The following is a 20,383-nucleotide window of genomic DNA, read 5'->3' as shown; positions in this document are numbered from 1 at the left end:
TGCGCTCAGTAAAGCACGGCTCGACTAGAACCTTCTAGTGTCGTGTCATGCAGCACCGCCCCACGCTGGAGGATGTGGCCCGGCACGCCGGTGTCTCGCGCGCGCTGGTGTCCATCGTCATGCGCGACGTCCCCGGCGCCAGCGACGAGACCCGCGCCAGGGTGCGCCGGGCCGCCGACGAGATCGGCTATCGCCCCGACCCACGAGCACGGCGACTGCGCCAACTGCGCACCAAGCTGCTCGGCGTGACCTTCGCCGCCGGTCAGGAATTCCACGCCGAACTGGTCGACGGCGTCTACGCCGCCGCCGACGAATTCGGTTACGAGGTCGTGCTCAGCGGCGTCACCAGACACCACGACGAACGCCGCGCCGTGCGCACCCTGCTGGACGACCGGTGCGAGGCCGTGCTGCTGCTCGGTCCCGAGCTACCGGCAGCCGACCTGACCCGGTTGGCCGCCACCACCCCGCTGGTCGTGGTGGCGCGGCGGGTACGCGGCGTGGACGCCGTCCGCAGCGACGACACCGCCGGCGCGGCGATGGCCGTCGAGCACCTGCGCGGTCTCGGGCATCGCGACATCGTCCACCTCGACGGTGGCCGGCTAGCCGGCGCCGCCGAGCGGCGCCGCGGTTACACGCAAGCCATGCGCGCCGCCGGCCTGCCGGCAACCACCGTGCCCGGCGGTCTGACCGAACGCGAAGGCGCGGCCGCCGCCACGGCCCTGCTCGGCTCCGGCGCGGCCCTGCCGTCGGCGATCTTCGCCTTCAACGATCGCTGCGCCCTCGGCGTGCTCGACGTCCTGGTGCGCGCGGGCATCGCGGTACCCCAACGGGTTTCGGTGCTGGGATTCGACGACAGCCCGCTGGCCCGGCTGGCGCACATCGACCTGAGCACCATCCGCCAGGAAACCCCGCAATTGGCCCGCGCGGCGGTGGCCCGGCTGGTGGGCCGACTCGACGACGCGGCCGGCGATGCCGGACCGGTCGACCTCGTCGTGCCCCCGACGCTGGTGGTGCGGGGTACCACCGCACCACCGGCCGCGGGATGAATCCCCACCGGCGCATCCGTTCTGGTCCGCGGAGGCCGCCGTGGGCTGCGGCCGGAGAGGGACAGCATGCGCATCGTCGTCATCGGCGGCACCGGCCTGATCGGATCGAAGCTGGTGCACGCCTTGACCGCACACGGCCACGAGGCGATCGCGGCATCGCCGCGGACCGGGGTGAACGCCGTCACCGGCGAAGGGCTGACCGACGTGCTCACGGGCGCCGGCCGGCAGACCGACGTGGTGGTCGACGTATCGAACTCGCCGAGCTTCGAGGACGGGCCGGCGCTGGAGTTCTTCACCAGGTCGGCCACCAATCTGCTGGCCGCCGAGGCGAGCGCCGGGGTGCGGCATCACGTGGCCCTCTCGGTGGTGGGCACCCCGACACTGGCCCAGCAGAGCGGCTATTTCGACGCGAAACTGACCCAGGAGAAGCTCATCGGCGCGGGCCCGATTCCCTACACCATCGTGCGGGCGACACAGTTCTTCGAGTTCCTGGGCGTCATCGCCGACTCGGCGACGGCTGACGGTGCGGTCCGGTTGCCCGCCAAGGGAATTCAGCCGATGGCCGCGGTCGACGTCGCCGAGGGTGTCGCCATCGCCGCCCTCGGCGAACCGGTCAACGGGTTCTCCGAGATCGGCGGGCCGCAACGGTTCGATCTGCCTGACCTGATCCGGACCGCGCTGACCGCCCGTGGTGACAACCGCGCGGTGATCGCCGACCCCACCGCCAAGTACTGGGGTATCGACATCGACACCGACACCCTGGTGCCGTCGGCCGATGCGATGTTCTTCGAGACCCGGTTCGCCGACTGGATTCTCGAGGCCGCGGCCACCGGGCAACGCACCTGACCGAAACTGTCCCCCTTCTCGACCGCGCAGCGGCCCACCATCGCCTCCCGTGCTCGCACTCGCTAGCATCCAAGATCGAATCAACAGACACGGTGGTAGCTATGTCGAGCCAGGCCGGGGGGCGGGGGACGCAGTTGCGCGGCCGCGGCCGGGAGTGCGCCGCGCTGGCCGATCTGGTGTCCCAGGCACGCTCCGGCACCGGGCGGACACTGGTGCTGCGCGGCGAGGCCGGGGTCGGCAAGACGGCGCTGCTCGAGTACGTGTCCGGCGCGGCCGCCGATTTCCGCATCGTCCAGGTCGCCGGGGTGCAGACCGACATGGAACTCGCGTTCGCCGGTCTGCAACAGCTGTGCGCGCCCCTGATGCGCCACGCCGACAGCCTCGCCGCGCCGCAGCGGCAAGCCCTTGCGGTCGCGTTCGGCTACGGCACCGGACCCGCCCCGGACCGGTTCCTGGTCGGTCTGGCGGTACTCGGCCTGCTCGCGGCGGCCGCCGACGACCGCCCACTGCTGTGCCTGATCGACGATGCGCAGTGGCTCGACCAGGCGTCGGTGCAGACCCTGGCGTTCGTCGCGCGGCGGCTGCTCGCCGAGCGCATCGCCATGGTTTTCGCCATCCGCGAGGGCTACAGCGAGATCCTGCCCGGGCTGCCCGAACTACCGGTCACCGGGTTGTCCGACGCCGACGCCAGGGCACTGCTGGAGTCGGTGATGCTCGGCGGGATCGACCCGCGGGTTCGAGACCGGATCGTCGCCGAAACCCGGGGATTGCCTTTGGCATTGGTCGATGTCCCGCGCACCGTGACCGCCACCGAGTTGGCCGGTGGCTTCTGGATTGCCGGCAAGAGATCGTCGACGGCGGCCATCGAAGCCGGCTTCGTGCGACGCATCACCGCGCTGCCTGCCGAGACACAGCGGTTGCTGCTGGTCGCCGCCGCCGAGCCGGTGGGTGACTCGGCGCTGTTCCTGCGGGCGGCCGCGGCATTGGGCATCCCGGTCGATGCCCTGGCCCCGGCCGAAGAGGCGGGCGTCATCGAATTCGGGCACCGGATGCGGTTCCACCACCCGCTGATGCGCTCGGCCGCGTACCGCGCCGCCGACCTCGCTGACCGCCGGATGGTGCACCGCGCGCTGGCCGAGGCCACCGATCCGCAGGCCGACCCCGACCGCCGGGCCTGGCACGCCGCCAATGCCGCGACCGGACCCGACGATGCCATCGCCGCGGAGCTGGAGGCATCGGCGGGCCGTGCCCAATCCAGAGGCGGAATCGCCGCCGCGGCAGCATTTCTGGAACGCGCGGCCATCCTCACCCTGGACCCGTCGCTCCGTGGGGCACGCGCCATCGCGGCGGCCGACGCCAAGCGGGAGGCCGCCGCGCCCGAGGCCGCCTACGAGCTGCTGGCGCTGGCCGAAGCGGGACCGCTTTCGGCCCTGCAACGAGCACTGGTCGCCCGGATGCGGGCCCAGATGGACTTCGTCCGCAGCCGCGCCACCTCGACCGGAACGCCACCGGTCGGTGCGGCCGCCGCTCAGCTGCTCGACGCCGCACACGGGCTGACCGGACTGGACGACGAGCTGGCCCGCGAAACCTACCTGGAAGCCCTCACCGCGGCGATCTACGCCGGGCGCCTCGGCGAGCCCGGCCTGTTGGCCGAGGTGGCCACCGCGGGCCTGACGGCCGCGGGCACCGTTGCACAGCTGCAGCGGCCGGTCGACTATCTGTTGCGCGGCATGGCGACCCGGATCGTCGACGGTCCCGGCACCGGTTCGGCGGACCTGCGCACGGCGCTCGAGCTGTGGAACGCCCATGCTCAGGAGCGGGCCGGCCAATGGCTGTACTGGCCGTTCCCGGTCGCCCAGGAATCGGCCGCCCACGAGATGTGGGACGACGAGGTGCTGGAACGGATCGCCGGCGACACGGTGCGCCGGGCCAGGGAGGCCGGCGCACTGGCAGCGCTGCCGCCTGCGCTCGGTTATCGGGCCGGTGTGCATTTCTACCGCGGCGAATTCGATTCGGCCACAAGGCTGATCGAGGAGTCGAAGGCCATCACGGCGTCGATGGGCAATGCGCCGGTGCGGTATCACACGTTGCTGTTGGCGGCCTGGCGGGGCGCGGTCGCCGAGGCCGAGACCGTCATCGAGGCGGCCGCCGCCGACGGTGCGGCGCGCGGCGAGGGGCGGCTGCTCGGCCTGTCCGGCTTCAGCAGGGCCGTGCTCTATAACGGACTCGGCCGGTACGAGGAGGCGCTGGCCGCCGCGCACCGCTGCTGCGAGTACGAGGATCTGGGGTTCTACGGCTGGTGCTTGTACGAACTCATCGAGGCGGCCGTACACACCGGCGACCGGGCCGCCGCCGCGGCGGCGCTGCCGAAGCTCGCCGAACGCGCGGGCGCCAGCGGCACCGATTGGGGTCTCGGCGCGGTCGCCGCCGCCCAGGCCCTGCTCGCCGACAACGACGCCGCCGAGGGCGCCTTCGTCGAGGCGATCGAGCGGCTGGAACGCGCCGATATCGCCCTGCAGCTGTCGCGGGCCCGGTTGTCCTACGGGGAATGGTTGCGACGGGCCAACCGTCGCGGGGACGCCCGCAAACAGCTCACCGCCGCCCACGATCTGTTCACCGAGATGGGGGCGCACGGTTTCGCCGAGCGGGCCCGCCGCGAATTGAGCATCAGCGGTGACAAGATCCGCAAACAACGGGTCGGTTCCGGGGACGAGCTGACCGCGCAGGAAGCCCAGATCGCCCGGCTGGCCCGCGACGGCCTGACCAACCAGGAGATCGGCGCCCAGCTGTTCATCAGCGCCCACACCGTGGAATGGCATCTGCGCAAGGTGTTCGTCAAACTCGGCATCACCTCCCGCAAACAGTTGCGCACGCTGTCGCTGGCACCAGGGCTGGCGGGGTGACCCCCGGCCACGAAGCCGACCACGAACTACGGACTACGGACTTTCAAAGGTCCGCCGCGCCCCTTCGCCGGATGAGGCTGGTTCTCGAACGAGAAACCCAATCACGCGCGGAGGCACTCATGACCCTGACATCCGTCCCGGCAGACGGGGACGGGCCCGAATCCGATGCCGAACTCGCGGCACGCTTCACCCGTGACACCCAGCCCCTGTTCGACGTGCTGCATCGCGGTGCACGTCGGCTGACCCGCACCGAGGCCGACGCCGAAGATCTGTTGCAGGACACCCTGTTGCACGCCTACACCGGGTTCCGCAAGTTCCGCACCGGCACAAATCTGAAGGCCTGGCTGTTCCGGATCATGTACAACCGGTGGGTCAGCAACCACCGGGGCAGGCAACGCCGCCCCGCCGAGGTGGCGGTGGAGGACATCACCGACCGCGAGCTGGCCCGCGCCGCCACCCATCAATCCGGTGGCCTGCACTCCGCCGAGGCCGTGGTGCTCGGCGCGCTGCCCGATCCGGAACTCACCGAGGCCCTGGCCGAGCTGCCGGAGGGTTTCACCACCGCGATGTTCTACGCCTACGTCGAGGGCTACACCTACGCCGAAACCGCTGCCATCATGGACATTCCGATGGGCACGGTGATGTCCCGCGTGTCACGTGGCCGCCAGCGGCTGCGCACCTCACTGGCCCCGCACGAGCGACGGATCGCCTGACCCGTGGAGCTGGCACAGCAGACCGCACAGATCACCTGCGGCACGGCGGATATCGCGGCAGCGCCGACTGACTCGACCACCGAGGAGCACCCATGACCAAGAGCTACGACCCGGGCTGGGAGGACGCGCTGACCGTCGTCCAGGACGTCGTCCCGCCGTTCATGCCCGAAGGCGCACACGCCATGACGGTGATCATCGAATACCCACCCGGCAGCGCCGGTGCGCCGCCGCACCGGCATCCCACCGGCCCCGCCTTCGGTTACATGCTCGAAGGCGAGATGTTGTTCGAGCTGGAAGGCGAACCGCCGCGGGTGATCCGGGCCGGTGAGGCGTTCTGGGAGCCGGGCGGCGACGTCATCCACTATTCCGACGCCAACAACCGTGACGACATCAGCAGCCGATTCCTGGTCACCATGATGTGCGTGCCCGGGCAACCGATGCTGACCCTCGTCGACGACGAGGAACTGGCCGCCCGCGCGCACCTACGCGTGCCGGCCACACCGTCCCAGGAGTGAGCTCGATGTCCAGAATCCTGTTACAGACCACCATTCCGGCCGCCGCCGACGACTGGGACATCTCCCGGTTCACCCTGCTGGCCGACGAATTGCGCGCGGCCGGGCACCAGGTGATCGCTCGCAACCGCGCCGGCCATGACGACGATCCGGTGTTGTCACATCTCGACGAGCTCGGGTACGACCAGTTGTGGTTGATGGCCGTCGATACCGGCGGCGGTCTCACCGCCGCCGAGTGCGAGGCCATCACGCGGTTCCGGCTGGCCGGCGGCGGGGTGCTCACCGCGCGTGATCATCAGGAACTCGGCAGTTGTCTGCTGCGGCTGGGTTCACTGGGGGCGGTCAATCGATTCCACGATCCGGCGGTCGACCCGGACAGCATGTGCGACGACCGCGACAATCCCGACATCTCCTGGCCCAATTTCCATTCCGGCGCCAATGGTGATTACCAGCCGGTGCTGGTCGACGGTGTCGTGCACGAACTGTTGCGCACCGGCCGAACGGCCAGCGGGCGCATCGAGTGGTTCCCGGCCCACCCGCACGAGGGGTTGGTTGCGGCCGACGTGCCGGGTGCACGAGTGGTGGCCCAGGGTCGCAGCACGTCGACCGGTCGGCGGTTCAATCTGGCCGTGGCACTGGAGGAACCGGGGCCGCAGGCGAACGAGAGGACGGGCCGGGCCCTGGCGGAGTCCACGTTCCACCATTTCGCGGACTACAACTGGGATGTCGGCCGCGGCGCGCCGACCTTCGTCACCGAGTCGCCCGGCTGTGCGATCAAGGACGATCCGTCGCGTCTGGAGACCTTCAAGGACTACGTGCGCAATATCGCGGCCTGGCTCACGCCATCCGGTGCACGTCGTTGACCGCGGCGGCGAACTGATCGGGCGCTTCCTGCGGAACGTTGTGTCCGATACCGTCGAGCACCCGGTGCGCGTAGCGGCCGGTGTAGCGCGCACGGTAGCCGGCGCCGTCCTTGGCCGGCCCGTCGAAGTCGCTGCCGATCGTGATGGTGGGCACGGTGATCGGCGGTTTCGCGGCCAGCCGTCGTTCGTCCTCGTCGTAGCGGGCTTCTCCGGGGGCGAGGCTCTGGCGCCACCGGTAGTTGTGGATGACGATCGCCACATGGTCGGGGTTGTCGAACGCCGCCGCCGACAGGTCATAGGTGCTGTCGTCGAAATGCCATAGCGGAGAGGCGTTCTGCCAGATCAAGCGGTTGAACTCCTTGGTGTTCTGCCGGTAGCCGAGTTCGCCGCGCGGGGTGGCGAAGTAGTACTGGTACCACCAACCGTATTCGGCCTTCGGCGGCAGCGGCGCAAGATTGGCTTCCAGGTTGACGATGAGGTAACCGCTGACGGCAACCAGTCCCGCTACCCGCTGCGGCCACAGCGCGGCCACCACATTGGCGGTACGACCACCCCAGTCGTAGCCGCCGAGGATGGCACTGCGGATGTTCAGCGCATCCATCAGATCGATGACGTCGTGGGCCAACGCCGACTGCTGGCCGTTGCGGACGGTGTCGGCCGACCGGAACCGGGTGGACCCGAAGCCGCGGGCGAACGGGACGATGACCCGAAAGCCCTGCCCGGCGAGGGTGGCGGTGACATCGGCATAGCTGTGGATGTCGTACGGCCAGCCGTGCAGCAGGATCACCGGTTGCCCGTCGGCGGGCCCGGCGTCGACGTAACCGACGGTCAACGGTCCCGCGTCGATCTGCTTGACGGGCCCCAGCGAGTGCCGTGGCGCGGCCGGTGGCCCGGACGGTCCGGCCGGGGTGGCCGGGGCCTCCTTCGGCGCGGGGCTGCAAGCGGCCACGGTGAGCGCGCCCGCGGCAAGGGTGGTGAGCCGGGCGAAGTTCCGACGGTTGATCGCGGGTGAGGCCGCACCAGTCATGTGTTCATCTGAGCACGACGGCGTCATCTGGTCCAACGATTCTCTTTCATGCATGCCATCTATTGTGTAGATGTGGAACTGCGTCAGATCGAACATTTCCTCGCCGTCGCCGGCGAGCTGAGCTTCACCAGGGCCGCCGAGCGCGCCCATGTCGTGCAGTCGGCCCTGTCCACCTCGGTGGGCAAGCTCGAGCGCGAGCTGGGTGTGCAGCTGTTCGACCGCAGCCGCCAGCAGATCACCCTGACCGCCGCCGGTGAACGTTTCCGGGCGCACGCGTTCGACGTGTTGCGGGCAACCAGGGCGGCCACCGAGTCGATCGGCGAGTTCCGCGGAACCCTCTCCGGCACGGTCGAGTTCGGATCGCTGATTTCCTTCGGCCCACTGGACGTGGCCGGCGCCCTCGGCGAGTTCCACCGGGCGCACCCGCATGTGCGGTTACGGTTGCGGCTCAGCCAGAGTGGCGCCTCGGCCTACCTGGCCGCGTTGACCGAGGGTTCACTGGACCTGGCCCTGGTGTCGATGCCCAACCGGTTTCCCGCGCAGCTGGATCTGCGGCTGTTGTTCGAAGAGCCGATGACCTTCGTGTGCCGTTCCGACCACCCGCTGGCGGCATCGCGACGATTGGACCTTGCCGATGTCGCCACCGAGGAATTGGTCGGCTTCCCGCCCGACTTCGGGCTGCGCAAGCTGGTGGACAACGCTTTTCACGCCGCCGGCGTGCACGCCCAGACCCAGTACGAGGTGCCCGCCGGCTTCGCCGCCATCGCCGAGTTGGTGAGCAACGGGCTGGGCACCACGTTCATGCCACGCTGCGAGGCGCGCCGGTTCCCCCATCTGCACGCCGTCGAACTGGTCGACCCGGTGATCTGGCAGGTCTACCTCGCCTCGCCGCCGGTCGGGCAGATGACCCCGGCCACCGCGCGGCTGGCCGACACCCTGCTGGCCGCCGCCCCGGTCCGGTAGTCAACGCTGGGCCGAGATCGCGCCGCCCAGCCAGCGTTTGACGAAGCGGCGCAAGTCTTCCCGTGACCGGCCGGCCGGATTGGGCGCCACGAAGAAGGACAGCATCACGCGCAGCGTGAACTCCACCAACTCGTGCAGCGCCGCGTCGTCGTACCCGTGAGCCGCCCAGTCCACGTCGAACCGGTTGATCATCCGCATACCGAAGTCCTGCGCCTCGTCGGAGGCCATGCTGCCCGGCCGGGCGTTCTCGTACGGCTCGGACAGCAGGATCGCCAGGTGCGGGATGCGCGCCACCTCTTCGAGGGTGAACATCACGCCTTCGGTCATCGCTTCGGCGGGGTCGGCGATACCGCTCACCTGACCGGCCAGCCGATCCAGGAAGCCGTCCACCGACGCGATGGCCGCCGCGTGCATCAGCGAATCGGCCGTCGGAAAGTAGCGGTACACCGTCTGGCGGATGACGCCCAGGGAGGCCGCGACATCCGCGATGCTGATGCCCTTGCCGGTTTCTGCGATGAGTTCGACGGCCGCGTCGACGATCCGCGCCGTCGCCTCCTCGTCGCTGCGCGGCGGTTCGCCGCCCCATCCGCGCCTGCGCGCCATGGTCGCAGGATATCGCCACCCCGCGTTGACGGGGCACACCGCACGATGTCAACATACACACGACGGCTTATTTGTATGATTACAGCGAGGTGCTCCGATGACGGACCTGGTGGTGCGCAAGATGCGGTTCGCGTTCGCCGACTACGACGTCCCGTTCCTGTGGAACGAGACCAATCCGGCGTTCTCCGCGATGGCGAATGCGGTGTCCTTCCTGGCCATCGCGTTCGAGAAGATGATCGTCAGCACCATGGCCGAGGCCAAGCCGCTGCTCACCGATCCGGTGATCGCCGAGGAGGCCGATGCGTTCACCCGGCAGGAGGGCCAGCATTCGATGGCCCATCGCCAGCACGCGCGGGGACTGATCAAGGCCTACCCGGCGCTCAAGGAGACGCTGGACCAGGTGATGGCCGCGTTCGACGATCTGGTCGAGAACACACCACTGAAATACCGGCTGGCCTACACCGCCGACCTGGAAGCCACCTTCACCCCGGTGTTCAAGCTGATGTTGGACAACGACGCGACGCTGTTCGCCCCGGGTGACGACCGGGTGGCCTCGCTGTTCCTGTGGCATTTCGTCGAGGAGGTCGAACACCGCAGTTCCGCCCTGATCATCTACAACGGCCTGGTGGGCGACCCCTGGTACCGGGCCAGGGTCGCCCCGTCCATCTTCAAGCACGTGCTCGACGTCGTGCGGATGGCGTGCGACGGCTTCAACAAGCACATCCCGTTGGAGGTGCGCAAGGTCGACGCCGTGTCCACCTTCGCCCTCGAGCGCGGCAAGAACGCCTTTCTGCAGAAGATCGGTCGCCGGCCCGACTACGGCCCGTTCCAGAGCCCATTCCCCAATCTGTCCAAGCGGGAACTGCTCACCGCGTTTGTGGGTATCGTGCGCAGCCAGATCCCCGGACATGATCCGGCGCACGAGAAGCTGCCTGCGCTGGCCGGTGAGTGGTTCCGGCGCTACGACGAGGGCTACGACGTGACCAAGTGGTATACCGCAGGCGACACCGCCAAGGCGGCCGCCGATGTCTGATCTCTGTGCCGCGACGTTCGCCGGTCTGGCTGCGCGCCTTGGGTTCTCGTGCGACGAGATGGGTGGTTTGATCTCCTTCCGCAACCCGCTGGCCCTTCAGAACTGGACCCTGCCGGTGCTGGAGCTCATCGTCATCGCCGGCGCGGTGCTGTCGCTGGTCTACGCCGTCAACCGGTGGCGCCGCCACGGCGACCCCACCAACGTGGTGCTGTGGTTCGGCGCGATCGCGTATCTGCTCATCATCGAGCCGCCGCTGTACTTCCCGGCGCAGTTCGGGATCGGCGAGTACGTCGACACCATGTTCGCGCACAACGTGTTCACCGTCGACTTCCTGTGGGGCCGGCTCCCCCTCTACATCATCGCGATCTACCCGATGATGGCCACCGTCGCGTTCGAGATCGTCCGCATCCTCGGGGTGTTCGCTCGGCGCGGGGTACTGGTCGGCGCGATCTGCGTCGGCTTCGTCCATCACGCGTTCTACGAGATCTTCGACCATCTCGGGCCCCAGTTGCGGTGGTGGGAATGGACGCTGGACCATCCGATGAATCAGCCGTTCTTCGATTCGGTCCCATTGCCCAGCGTCGTGGTGTTCGCCGCCCTGTGGCCGATGTCGCTGGCCTTCTGCGTGCAGCTGTTCGTCGGCCGCTACGTCGATGCCGGCACGAATTACACCGGCCTGCAGATACTTTGGCGCACCATCGTGGTCGGCGTGCTGGCCTCCGTCGGCACCGCGGTGCTGCCGCTGCCCGCCACCGTGGTCGGCAGGATCACCGGTAGCACCGATATCGGCGGCGTCGTGTATGCGCTGGAGCTGGTCGCCGTGACGATCGTCGCGGTGCCGGTGCTGATCGGTCAATGGCGCAGCCTGCGCGAAACCGGGTCCGGCCACCGCAATCCGCTGATTCTCGGCTACGCCGCGGTGTACCTGGTCGTCATGGCGGTGCTGTGGGTCGCGGCCCTGCCGGCCTACTTCGGCGCCGTCGACGGGGTCACGGCCGACGGCGACCCGATCGGCAGCCTTTGGTACACCCTGGTGTGCTTCGCCATCGCCGGACTGTGCCTTGCCGCCTGCCGCAGTGTGGCGCCGCGGGCCCAGACCGCGCGCGAGCCGCTACTGACCGGCCGGTGACGCGGTGACGCCGGCGTGCGAGGTGATCCACTGCTCGGCGGCCGCGGCGGCGCGCACCAGGGCGCCGTACTCACCGAGATAGTCGGCCACCGCTCCCAGCCAGGGCAGCATGCCCAGGTAACGGAACAGGCCGCGGGGTTGGGGCCGCTTGCCCAGTTCAGCGGCGACGGCGCCCAGGATGCCCGCCAGCTGCCACACCTTCCTGGCCAGCGACATCTGGGCCCAGCCGGGATCCTGCGGCGCCGGGTCCGATCCGGGGTCCGATTCGGGCCTGACGTCGCGGCCGCACAGCACGGCCGCCAGCATCCGCACGCGGGTCGGCGTATCGGTGATGCCGTGCTCGCGCGCCACGGCGCACAACACGATCGCCTGATTGGTGAAGCCGAGCAGATCCTGGATCGGCAGGCGGTCGGCGACCGCACCGAGGACCCCCGGGAACGCCACCAGCAGCGTGTCGAGGGCGCCCACGCGCCGGACCCACCAGCGGATCCGGGCCGCGCGATCCTTGGCGTCCCACGCCGTGGTGCCCGGGACGTCGACGCACCTCAGTCGGGGCCGTAACCCGAGCGGGTCGGCCTCGGCCAGCACATCCAGGATCAGGTCGATCAGGCCCACCGCACGGCCCAGCGCGCTGGTCACGTCCTCGTCGGTGAGCTCGGCTTTCGGCATCGGGATGAGAGCCATACCGCCATCCTGGCGCATGCGCCGCGACGCCGGCGCGGCTACCCCTGGAGATGGCGCTCCAGCCCGGCGATCACGATGCCCAGGTTGAAATCGAAATCGTCGGTCCCCGGACGGCCCGCGACGACGGCCGCGAGCACCGGGAAATTTTGCGCGGGAAGCTCTTTCAGGGCACGCGCCACCTCGGGAGTCTGGTGGTGCAGCCGCGACTGGGCACTGCCGAGCACGTCGTGCGCGGCGGACATGGCGATACCGGCGACCAGGGTCAGCGCCCGGCCCGCGTGATCGACGGCGAACCCGGCGCCGGTCAGGGCGGTGAGTACCCGCTCGGCCAGCGCCAGGCCGGCGGCGCCGCCGATCCCCCGGATCCGGAAGTTGGTCGTGGTGACCCCACACCGCAGCACGCCCGCGCGGATCGCCGTCGCGTAGGCGCGCAGCACCTCCTGCCAGTCGGCATCCTCCGGTAACCGCACGGCCCCGAGTTCGGCGTCGAAGAGGTCGGCGACCACCAGTTCCAGCAGACCGTCGCGGTCACCGACGTAGTAGTGCAGCGCGGTGCGGTCCACGCCGAGCGCATCCGCGACGGCTTGCATGGTGAGTTCCGCGGGGGCGATGCGTCGTGCGGCGGCGACGATCTGCTCTCGGCTGATCCGGCGCGGCCGCCCTCGGCGCCGGGGGGCACCGTCGACGGGTTCCGGCTGCGCAGTCACCCGGCCGACACTAGCCCTCTTTCCTTTTTCTCACGACCGTGAAAAACTCCTGCCATGACGAAGCCGTACCGCGTGGTGCAGTGGACGACGGGCAACGTGGGCAAGAGTTCGGTGGCGGCCATCGCCCGCAATCCCACGCTCGAATTGGTCGGCTGCTACGCGTGGTCACCGGACAAGGCCGGAAGAGATGTCGGCGAACTCGCCGGCATCGCGCCGATGGGGGTGACCGCCAGCAACGACGTGGACGCCTTGTTGGCGCTCGAACCGGACGTGGTGGTCTACAACCCGATGTGGATCGACGTCGACGAGTTGGTCCGCATCCTGGAGGCCGGCGTCAACGTGGTGGCGACCGCGTCGTTCATCACCGGGCACAACCAGGGCCAGGGCCGGGACCGGATCGCCGACGCCTGCCTGCGGGGCGCATCGACCATGTTCGGGTCCGGCATCAGCCCGGGGTACGTCAACCAACTGGCCATCGTGGCGGCCGGCATCTGCGACCGGGTGGACAGGATCACCGTGAACGAGGCCGCCGACACCACCTTCTACGACTCTCCCGAGACGGAGAAGCCGGTCGGTTTCGGCCGCCCGATCGGCGACCCCGACCTGCCGTCGATGACCGCCCACGGCACCGGTGTGTTCGGCGAGGCGGTCCGGATGATCGGTGACGCGCTGGGCATCGAGTTCGACGAGGTGCGCTGCGAGGCCGACTACGCCAAGACCACCGAGGACCTCGACCTGGGCTCCTGGACCATCCCGGCCGGCTGCGTCGCCGGTGTGTTCGTCCGGTGGCTGGGAATCGTGGCCGGGGTCACCCGGGTCGAACTGACGCTGCGCTGGCGCAAGGGCCGGACGCTGGAGCCCGACTGGCACATCGACCAGGACGGGTGGGTCATCGAGGTCGCCGGGCGCCCGACCGTCACGATGAAGGTCGGCTTCCTGCCGCCACCGGACTTCGGGGCCACCACCTTGGCGGAATTCATGGTGCTCGGCCACATCATGACCGCCACACCCCCGCTGCACGCGATTCCCGCCGTCGTGGCAGCGGCACCGGGCATCGTCACCTACAACGACCTGCCGCTCATCGTGCCGCGCGGAGTGGTCCCCGCCGGCCGATCTCAATAGTCGCGCAGCTTGCTGATCAGCTTGTCCTTCGGCAGGTTCGAATAGCCGGACAGTCCGAGTTCCTTGGCGCGTTTACGCAACTCCGCGACCGTCCAGGCGTCGTAGCTGCCGGACCGGCCGCCCTTACGCCCCACCGCGGACGTCCCGCGTTTGGCCGCCGCGTTGGAGATGCGGGCCGCTTTCTCCTTGGAGTTGCCCTCCTCACGCAGGTCGCGGTACATCTCCTCGTTCTTGATCGATGCATTGGGCACCGTGACTACCCCCTCGGCAAATCGTGTGCCGTTTGATGATGCCCAGACCCGCACCAGCTGAAACCTCCCGCCAGGTTTGGCCGTCACACCCCCGGGAAACTCCGAAGAGGTCTCGTCCTGATGCGCCGTGCGCCGTGTGCGCGGACAGGACGTCGCCGAAGACCGCCGACGCGTCGCCGCCAGCAGCGGTGAGCGGCGCGCGATCAACAGGAAGGTTCTCATGGATCAGCTCTTGTTCCGGATGCCGGAACATCACATCGCCACCGTCGACACGTTCACGGTGAGCTGAGGTGGCATGCAGGGAACACAACTGACCGCCTCGGCGGCACAATATTGGAATTCCTTCTGGCACAGCGAAGTCGGCACCTGGGTGGCCCACAAGGGCCTGCGCATCGTCGTGCTGGTGTTGTTCTCCATTCTGGCGGCCAGGCTCATCCGCTATACGGCACAACGGATCACCCGTCGGCTCGGCGTATCCGAAGGCGACACGCTGGTCCGTTCGGAGGCCACCAAACACCGGCAGGCGGTCGCCTCGGTGATTTCCTGGGTGGCGATCGCGGTGGTGTACATCATCGTCGGGCTGGACATCATCGGTCTGCTCGGCCTGCCCATCGGGTCCCTGGTGGCCCCTGCGGCGGTGCTCGGCGCCGCGCTCGGTTTCGGTGCGCAGCGGGTGGTCCAGGATCTGCTGGCCGGATTCTTCATCATCGTCGAAAAGCAGTACGGCTTCGGCGATCTCGTGCGATTGACGGTGACCGGCGCGTCGACGGACTCGGTCGGCACCGTCGAGGACGTCACCTTGCGCGTCACCAAGCTGCGTAACAGCGACGGGGAGGTCTACACCATTCCGAACGGGCAGATCGTGCGGTCGAACAACCTGTCCAAGGACTGGGCCCGCGCCGTCATCGACATCCCGGTGCCGGTGTCCGAGGACCTCAACCAGGTCAACCAACTACTGCAGGATGTCACCACCGAAGCCACCAAGGACGAGCAGTTGTGCGATCTGCTGCTCGACACCCCGTCCCTGATGGGCGTGGAGAGCATCGAGGTCGACAACGTGCACGTGCGGATGGTGGCTCGCACGCTGCCCGGCAAACAGTTCGAGGTCGGCCGCCGGCTGCGCGGCATGATCGTCGGGAAGCTGCGCCGGGCCGGCATCGCCGGTGACGCCGAACTTCGTCCCACCGTCGACGCCGTGGCCAGCCGAAACTGATTCGGTCACGCCTCTTTCGGGATCATCGCCAGCTGCCTGCTCTGCACCACGACGTGCCCGTCGGCGTCGAGGATGACATGGTCCTCCTCGAACCACACGTCGCCGAGCACGGTGGCACTCGCCATCACGCGCATCCACCCCGGGGCCGGACGGCGACGCAGGTAGGTGGTGAGCTGCACCGTCGGCGCCCAGCCGAACAGGCCACGGTTCATCGTGACCGGTGCGCTGATGTCACCGGCCATCAACGCGAACAGCAGTGCGGTGTCGGGGTCGGCCTCGTCGTCGGCGAACGGCCGCAACCACATCCGGTTGACCGGCTCGCCCTGGCGCCCGGACAGGTAGTGCGCCGCCGACGGATCGACCCGCAGATCGCAGCCCTGCGCCACGTGCACGATCTGCCCCATGGGGTGCTCGGGGGTGATGTGGACGGCGTCGGCCGGCGGTGCGATCGGCATATCGTGCAGCGCGAGCGGTTCCCGATGACGGGGTTCAGCCACGTCGAGCGGCCCGAGCGTGACGGTGGCCGACACCGCCGTCCGGTCGCCCTGGGACAGTTCCACGTCGACCACACTGACCTGCCGGCCCCGCTTGCGCACCGTGGTGGTGAGCCGGACCGGTCCCGGATCCGGGGCGTTGAGGTAGCTGGCACTCACCGCGACGGGGGAAAGACCGGCGTTCACCTGCTGCGCCGCCGCGGCACACACCGCCATCATGCAACCGCCGTGCACCTTGGGGCCGATGGTCCAGATCGGGTCGACGATCGCCGTGAACGCGCCGTCGCCGAGGTCCTCGAGCGTGATCAGACGGGTGAAGGGTGCAGTGTCGGTCATGGTTGTCCTTCCGCCGGTCGTTCTGCCCTGGCCACCGGACCGGTTCGGTGGCCGGTTCGTTCTCTGGTGCCTCCACTATCCTGGGCGGCCGGCAGACGATGACCCGCGGGCTGCTCGACCGCCCGAGCGCACCCCGCGTAGCCGGCCACGAATCCCGGTGATCGCAACCGGGGCGTCCAGCGCGGTCGTCTGCAACCGTTCGGGTCATGGCGGCCGGGGAATGAATCCTGACACCGCCGGGTTTGTGCGGATACTCCCGCCCCGACCGACGGAGGCAGCTCGGTGAAGTTTCTGCTGCTCACCCTCATCACACACCAGCCGGACGCGGTGACCGGTGTGCAGAAGAGCCCGGCCGAGCGACTGCTCGATGTCGTCGAGTCGGCGGTGCGCGCCGAAGAACTCGGGTTCGACGGTTTCGCCGTCGGTGAGCGTCACGAAGACCCGTTCATCTCGTCGTCCCCGCCCGTTGTGCTCAGCAACATCGCGGCCCGGACAGCACGGATCGGGCTGTTCACCGCGGTGACCACCTTGAGCCTGCTGGATCCGGTGCGGGCGTTCGAGGACTACTCGACGCTGGACAACCTGTCCGACGGCCGCCTGGAATTGATCATCGGCAAGGGCAACGGTGCCGCGCAGGCCGAACTGTTCCACGTCACCACCGCCGATCAATGGGACCGCAACCGTGAGGGCTACGAGCTGTTCCGCGCCCTCTGGGCAAGCGATCAGGTCACCTGGTCGGGCCGGTTCCGCCCGGAACTCGTCGCCGCCAAAGCGCTCCCCCGGCCGTTGCAGGACCGAATCCGGATCTGGCACGGCAGCGCGACGAGCGAGGAGTCGGTGGATCTCGCCGCCCGGCATGGTGATCCGGTCTTCTCGGCCAACGTCACCTACCCGGTCGAACCGTACGCCGCGCTGATCCGACACTACCGCCGGCGGTGGGAGGAGTACGGCCACCAGCCCCAAGATGCCCTGGTGGGCGCGGGTACCGCGGGATTCCACGTCGCGGCCACCTCACAGCAGGCGGTGCGCGAGTTCCGGCCGGCGTTCGAGGCCAGACTCGCCTTCGCCCGGCGCGCGGGGTTGCCGGTGGTCTTCGAATCCATCGAGGACTTCGTCGAGCGCAGCTCCGCACTGATCGGCAGCCCGCAGCAGGTCACCGACAAGGTCGGGCGCTATCACGAACAGCTCGGTCACGAGGTCATCCACCTCAGCGCCGACACCGACGGCGTCACCCCCGCGCAGAAGCGCACCAGCCTCGAGCTGTTCCAGTCCGAGGTCGCCCCTGTGCTGCGCGCCCAGATACCGAGCCGGCCCCTGTCGGCAACCCGTAGAAGCGTTGCGCTGTAACCGATCCGATCACATGAGGAGCACCCACGATGACCCTGTCCACCGATGTCACTGATGCCGGCACCTTCGAAGCCTTGTGGAACCAGTGGCATGCCGAGCGGGAGCGCTACTACGGGGACCCGTTGGGGTGGGTGAGCCTGACCGGTTTGTACTGGCTCACCGATGAATTCGAGACGGTGGCCGATCTGCCCGGCCGCTGGCGGGCCGATGACGCGGGGGTGTACGTCGAGGGCGTCGCCGGGACCGAGCGCCTGGAACCGGTGGAGGGTGCACCCGGCCTGCTCGTCGAGGACGGCGACCGGCGTATCGAGGTGATCCGCCGCACCGGTTCGGTGGCCTTGCGGGTACACGACCCGAAGTCGCCGTATCTGACTGCATACCAGGGCATCCCGACGTTCGCGCCGGACCCGCGCTGGCAGGTCGCCGGCACGTTCACCGCCTTCGCGCAGCCCCGCACCGTCACCACGGGAGCGGTCGTGGAAGGCCTTGAGCACCACCACAACGCGGTCGGTGTGATCGATTTCGAATGGGAGGGCACCACGCAGCACCTCGTCGCCTTCGCGGGCGCCGGCGGCACGGCGGACGGCCTGCAGGTGTTGTTCACCGATGCCACCAGCGGTGTCACCACCTACCCAGGTGTGCGGTCACTCGCGGTGCCCGCGCCCGGCGCCGACGGTGTGGTGACCCTCGACTTCAACCGGGCCGCCAATCTGCCCTGCGCGTTCACCGATTTCGCGACGTGCCCGGTGGCACCGGCAGAGAACCGGCTGACGTTCGCCGTAGAAGCCGGCGAACAGAACCCCCGCTGACAGAATCAGCCTGAAGCCAACCGTTTTCAGCCCGCCGTCCGATTCCTAGCCTTGGGTGATGAGCACTGCGTTGCGATTCGGCGTGTGGGCGCTGGTGTACGGGACCTGGGGCGCCAAGCAGCACCCGCTGGAACCGGTCGATGCATCGTGGGCGCGCAACCGGGATCAGATCGTCGAGGCCGAGCGGCTCGGTTTCGACGCCACCCTGGTGGCCCAGCACGAGGTGAACCCGTCGGGTGATCACTACGACCAGCTCGAGGCCTGGACCGCCAGCGCCGCGTTGGCGGCGGTGACCCAGAACATCGAGATCATCACCGCCATCAAACCCGCGCTCTACCACCCGGTGGTGCTGGCCAAACAGGCCCTGCAGATCGAGGAGATCAGCGGCGGCCGGTTCGGCATCAACGTGGTCAACGCCTGGTTCCGGCCCGAGATCGCCAGGGCGGGTCTGCCCTTCCTGGAGCACGACGAGCGGTACGCCTACGGCCGGGAATGGCTGACCGTCGTCGACTCGCTGGTCCGCGGTGAACGGACCACGTTCCACGGCAAGTACTTTCATGTCGAGGACTACCAGCTCAAGCCGGCAGGGCGGTATCGCCCCCGGCCCGCTATCTACGTGGGCGGTGAGTCCGAACCGGCCCGCGCGCTGGCCGCCGACCATGCCGACGTCTGGTTCGTCAACGGGCAGCCCGAGGAGGACGTGCGGCGGCTGGTCACCGATGTGGCACGTCGTCCGCGCAGCGGCACACCGGCCCGTTTCGGCCTGGCCGCCTTCGTCATCGCCAGGGACACCGCCAGGGCGGCCGCCGACGAACTGGCCTACGCGTTCGAACTGGCCGGGCGTGACACCGCCGAGACGCATTCGGTGCTGTCCAACGCCGACCCGCAGGCCGAGATGTTCAAGACCTTCGCCAGGCATCCGCACGTCGGAACCAACGGCGGTACCGCCGCCGGGCTGGTCGGCAGCTATGACACCGTGGCCGAACGCATCGTGCGGTTCGGCAGTCTCGGGATCGAATTGTTCATGCTGCAGTTCCAGCCGTTCGAGTCCGAGATGCGCCGGTTCGCCGAGCACGTCCTGCCGCGGGTGCGGCGCCTGGAGCAGCGGGCGGCGTGACCGCGCGGTCAGCGATCGGCACCGCGATGCCCGGAGCGGGCCAGCGCGTCACCGGGCCGCAGGAACCCCAGCGGCTGCAATGTGCGCACGGTGCGCACGGCACCGGCCGGGATGACCCGTCTGAAGAACACGCCGGCGTCGAAACTGCCGCGCACCTCCTTGACGAAGGCGCCGGGCAGACCGAATCGGATGAGCCCCTGGCTGACGTCGACCAGGTCGGCCCGGCGCATCGCCTCGACCAGTTCGGGGTGCGGGCGCGGCGCGGCGTACCGGGTGAACCGGTGGTGCTCGGCCACCATGAGCGCCAACTCGTCGGACCACTGGGTCCGTCCGGTGCGCTGCAGCCAGGCGTCCTGCGCCACGATCGAGGGCGCCAGGTAATCGAGGGAGTCGAAAGCGGCCAGGTCGTGAAACGCCGCGGCGATCGCCAGCTTGTCGTCGCGGTCGGGGACATCCCCGGCCAACGCTCGGGCGAAGTTCAGCACGCGGTACACATGCGCCTTGTAAGCATCGAACCCCTCGTCGTCACCGTGCGCGCGGTACCGGTGGGACTCGAGGATCTCCTCGGCCAAGGGGTGGGTGTGCAGCACCTCGAGGATGGTCACAGCCAAATCGTAGGTGCCCACCGAAATACCGCGCGCCAGACGGCGGTTTTGCAGGAGAGT

General features: G+C 69.0%; 22 protein-coding genes. 15 read left to right on the top strand and 7 right to left on the bottom strand.

Annotation, left to right across the window (positions count from 1 at the left end):
- Window positions 1-47: 47 nt before the first annotated feature.
- The 6 genes from BN977_RS19435 (at window position 48) to BN977_RS19410 (ending at window position 6,883) form a co-directional block, all read left to right on the top strand.
- Entirely contained in the window at window positions 48-1,046 is a 999-nt protein-coding gene (locus BN977_RS19435) for a LacI family DNA-binding transcriptional regulator (protein ID WP_036400761.1), read from the top strand.
- A gap of 66 nt (window positions 1,047-1,112) precedes the next feature.
- Entirely contained in the window at window positions 1,113-1,892 is a 780-nt protein-coding gene (locus tag BN977_RS19430; RefSeq protein WP_036400759.1) for an SDR family oxidoreductase, read from the top strand.
- Window positions 1,893-1,993: 101 nt separating this feature from the next.
- Complete coding sequence (locus BN977_RS19425) at window positions 1,994-4,795, top strand: AAA family ATPase (RefSeq protein WP_036400757.1); 2,802 nt, start codon at window positions 1,994-1,996, stop codon at window positions 4,793-4,795.
- Between the two features lie 119 nt (window positions 4,796-4,914).
- Window positions 4,915-5,508: a sigma-70 family RNA polymerase sigma factor gene (locus BN977_RS19420; RefSeq protein WP_024450977.1), complete on the top strand. Its 594-nt coding sequence runs from the start codon at window positions 4,915-4,917 to the stop codon at window positions 5,506-5,508.
- A 92-nt stretch (window positions 5,509-5,600) separates the two neighbouring features.
- Window positions 5,601-6,023, top strand: a complete 423-nt coding sequence (locus BN977_RS19415; RefSeq protein ID WP_036400755.1) for a cupin domain-containing protein — start codon at window positions 5,601-5,603, stop codon at window positions 6,021-6,023.
- Window positions 6,024-6,028: 5 nt separating this feature from the next.
- On the top strand, window positions 6,029-6,883 hold the full coding sequence (locus tag BN977_RS19410; RefSeq protein ID WP_051562095.1) for a hypothetical protein: 855 nt from the start codon (window positions 6,029-6,031) through the stop codon (window positions 6,881-6,883).
- On the opposite strand, the gene BN977_RS19405 is transcribed toward BN977_RS19410, so the two are convergent.
- On the bottom strand, window positions 6,858-7,910 hold the full coding sequence (locus BN977_RS19405) for an alpha/beta fold hydrolase (protein ID WP_036400751.1): 1,053 nt from the start codon (window positions 7,908-7,910) through the stop codon (window positions 6,858-6,860). The two genes, BN977_RS19410 and BN977_RS19405, sit on opposite strands and share 26 nt — an antisense overlap.
- Before the next feature lie 72 nt (window positions 7,911-7,982).
- On the opposite strand from BN977_RS19405, the gene BN977_RS19400 reads away from it, so the two are divergent.
- Entirely contained in the window at window positions 7,983-8,873 is an 891-nt protein-coding gene (locus BN977_RS19400) for a LysR family transcriptional regulator (RefSeq protein WP_036400749.1), read from the top strand.
- Here BN977_RS19400 and BN977_RS19395 read toward each other — a convergent pair whose 3' ends face one another.
- Window positions 8,874-9,476, bottom strand: coding sequence for a TetR/AcrR family transcriptional regulator (locus BN977_RS19395; RefSeq protein WP_024450982.1), 603 nt, complete (start codon window positions 9,474-9,476; stop codon window positions 8,874-8,876). It abuts the gene before it with no gap.
- Window positions 9,477-9,573: 97 nt separating this feature from the next.
- Here BN977_RS19395 and BN977_RS19390 point away from each other — a divergent pair, with 97 nt between their 5' ends.
- Both BN977_RS19390 and BN977_RS19385 read left to right on the top strand, forming a co-directional pair.
- Window positions 9,574-10,509, top strand: coding sequence for a metal-dependent hydrolase (locus tag BN977_RS19390; protein WP_036400746.1), 936 nt, complete (start codon window positions 9,574-9,576; stop codon window positions 10,507-10,509).
- Window positions 10,502-11,638 carry a hypothetical protein gene (locus tag BN977_RS19385; protein WP_036400744.1) on the top strand — a complete coding sequence of 379 codons (1,137 nt, stop codon included), beginning with the start codon at window positions 10,502-10,504 and terminating at the stop codon, window positions 11,636-11,638. The genes BN977_RS19390 and BN977_RS19385 overlap by 8 nt, the downstream gene beginning before the upstream one ends.
- On the opposite strand, the gene BN977_RS19380 is transcribed toward BN977_RS19385, so the two are convergent.
- A complete protein-coding gene (locus tag BN977_RS19380) occupies window positions 11,621-12,322 on the bottom strand; it encodes a hypothetical protein (protein ID WP_024450985.1) in 702 nt (233 codons plus the stop codon). The genes BN977_RS19385 and BN977_RS19380 overlap by 18 nt on opposite strands.
- 38 nt (window positions 12,323-12,360) lie before the next feature.
- On the bottom strand, window positions 12,361-13,029 hold the full coding sequence (locus BN977_RS19375) for a TetR/AcrR family transcriptional regulator (protein WP_036400742.1): 669 nt from the start codon (window positions 13,027-13,029) through the stop codon (window positions 12,361-12,363).
- A 54-nt stretch (window positions 13,030-13,083) separates the two neighbouring features.
- On the opposite strand from BN977_RS19375, the gene BN977_RS19370 reads away from it, so the two are divergent.
- On the top strand, window positions 13,084-14,151 hold the full coding sequence (locus BN977_RS19370) for an NAD(P)H-dependent amine dehydrogenase family protein (protein ID WP_024450987.1): 1,068 nt from the start codon (window positions 13,084-13,086) through the stop codon (window positions 14,149-14,151).
- On the opposite strand, the gene BN977_RS19365 is transcribed toward BN977_RS19370, so the two are convergent.
- A complete protein-coding gene (locus tag BN977_RS19365) occupies window positions 14,145-14,402 on the bottom strand; it encodes a DUF7218 family protein (protein ID WP_024450988.1) in 258 nt (85 codons plus the stop codon). The genes BN977_RS19370 and BN977_RS19365 overlap by 7 nt on opposite strands.
- Before the next feature lie 136 nt (window positions 14,403-14,538).
- On the opposite strand from BN977_RS19365, the gene BN977_RS32910 reads away from it, so the two are divergent.
- Window positions 14,539-14,691, top strand: a complete 153-nt coding sequence (locus tag BN977_RS32910) for a hypothetical protein (protein ID WP_165576357.1) — start codon at window positions 14,539-14,541, stop codon at window positions 14,689-14,691.
- A 6-nt stretch (window positions 14,692-14,697) separates the two neighbouring features.
- Window positions 14,698-15,615 carry a mechanosensitive ion channel family protein gene (locus BN977_RS19360; RefSeq protein ID WP_036400739.1) on the top strand — a complete coding sequence of 306 codons (918 nt, stop codon included), beginning with the start codon at window positions 14,698-14,700 and terminating at the stop codon, window positions 15,613-15,615.
- Window positions 15,616-15,620: 5 nt separating this feature from the next.
- On the opposite strand, the gene BN977_RS19355 is transcribed toward BN977_RS19360, so the two are convergent.
- Complete coding sequence (locus tag BN977_RS19355; RefSeq protein ID WP_036400736.1) at window positions 15,621-16,445, bottom strand: thioesterase family protein; 825 nt, start codon at window positions 16,443-16,445, stop codon at window positions 15,621-15,623.
- A gap of 282 nt (window positions 16,446-16,727) precedes the next feature.
- Between BN977_RS19355 and BN977_RS19350 the strand changes: the two genes are divergently transcribed.
- Genes BN977_RS19350 through BN977_RS19340 form a run of 3 tightly spaced genes read left to right on the top strand, consistent with a single transcriptional unit; the run spans window position 16,728 to window position 19,718 of the window.
- Window positions 16,728-17,792, top strand: a complete 1,065-nt coding sequence (locus BN977_RS19350) for an LLM class flavin-dependent oxidoreductase (RefSeq protein ID WP_036400733.1) — start codon at window positions 16,728-16,730, stop codon at window positions 17,790-17,792.
- Between the two features lie 29 nt (window positions 17,793-17,821).
- On the top strand, window positions 17,822-18,601 hold the full coding sequence (locus BN977_RS19345; RefSeq protein WP_036400730.1) for a DUF1684 domain-containing protein: 780 nt from the start codon (window positions 17,822-17,824) through the stop codon (window positions 18,599-18,601).
- A 58-nt stretch (window positions 18,602-18,659) separates the two neighbouring features.
- Window positions 18,660-19,718, top strand: a complete 1,059-nt coding sequence (locus tag BN977_RS19340) for an LLM class flavin-dependent oxidoreductase (RefSeq protein ID WP_024450993.1) — start codon at window positions 18,660-18,662, stop codon at window positions 19,716-19,718.
- Between the two features lie 8 nt (window positions 19,719-19,726).
- Here BN977_RS19340 and BN977_RS19335 read toward each other — a convergent pair whose 3' ends face one another.
- Window positions 19,727-20,323: an HD domain-containing protein gene (locus BN977_RS19335; protein ID WP_036403981.1), complete on the bottom strand. Its 597-nt coding sequence runs from the start codon at window positions 20,321-20,323 to the stop codon at window positions 19,727-19,729.
- Between the last annotated feature and the right edge of the window lie 60 nt (window positions 20,324-20,383).

Source organism: Mycolicibacterium cosmeticum, assembly GCF_000613185.1.
GTDB lineage: Bacteria > Actinomycetota > Actinomycetes > Mycobacteriales > Mycobacteriaceae > Mycobacterium > Mycobacterium cosmeticum.
The sequence above is the reverse complement of the archived record's forward strand: the minus strand, read 5'-3'. Positions and strand labels throughout refer to the sequence as shown.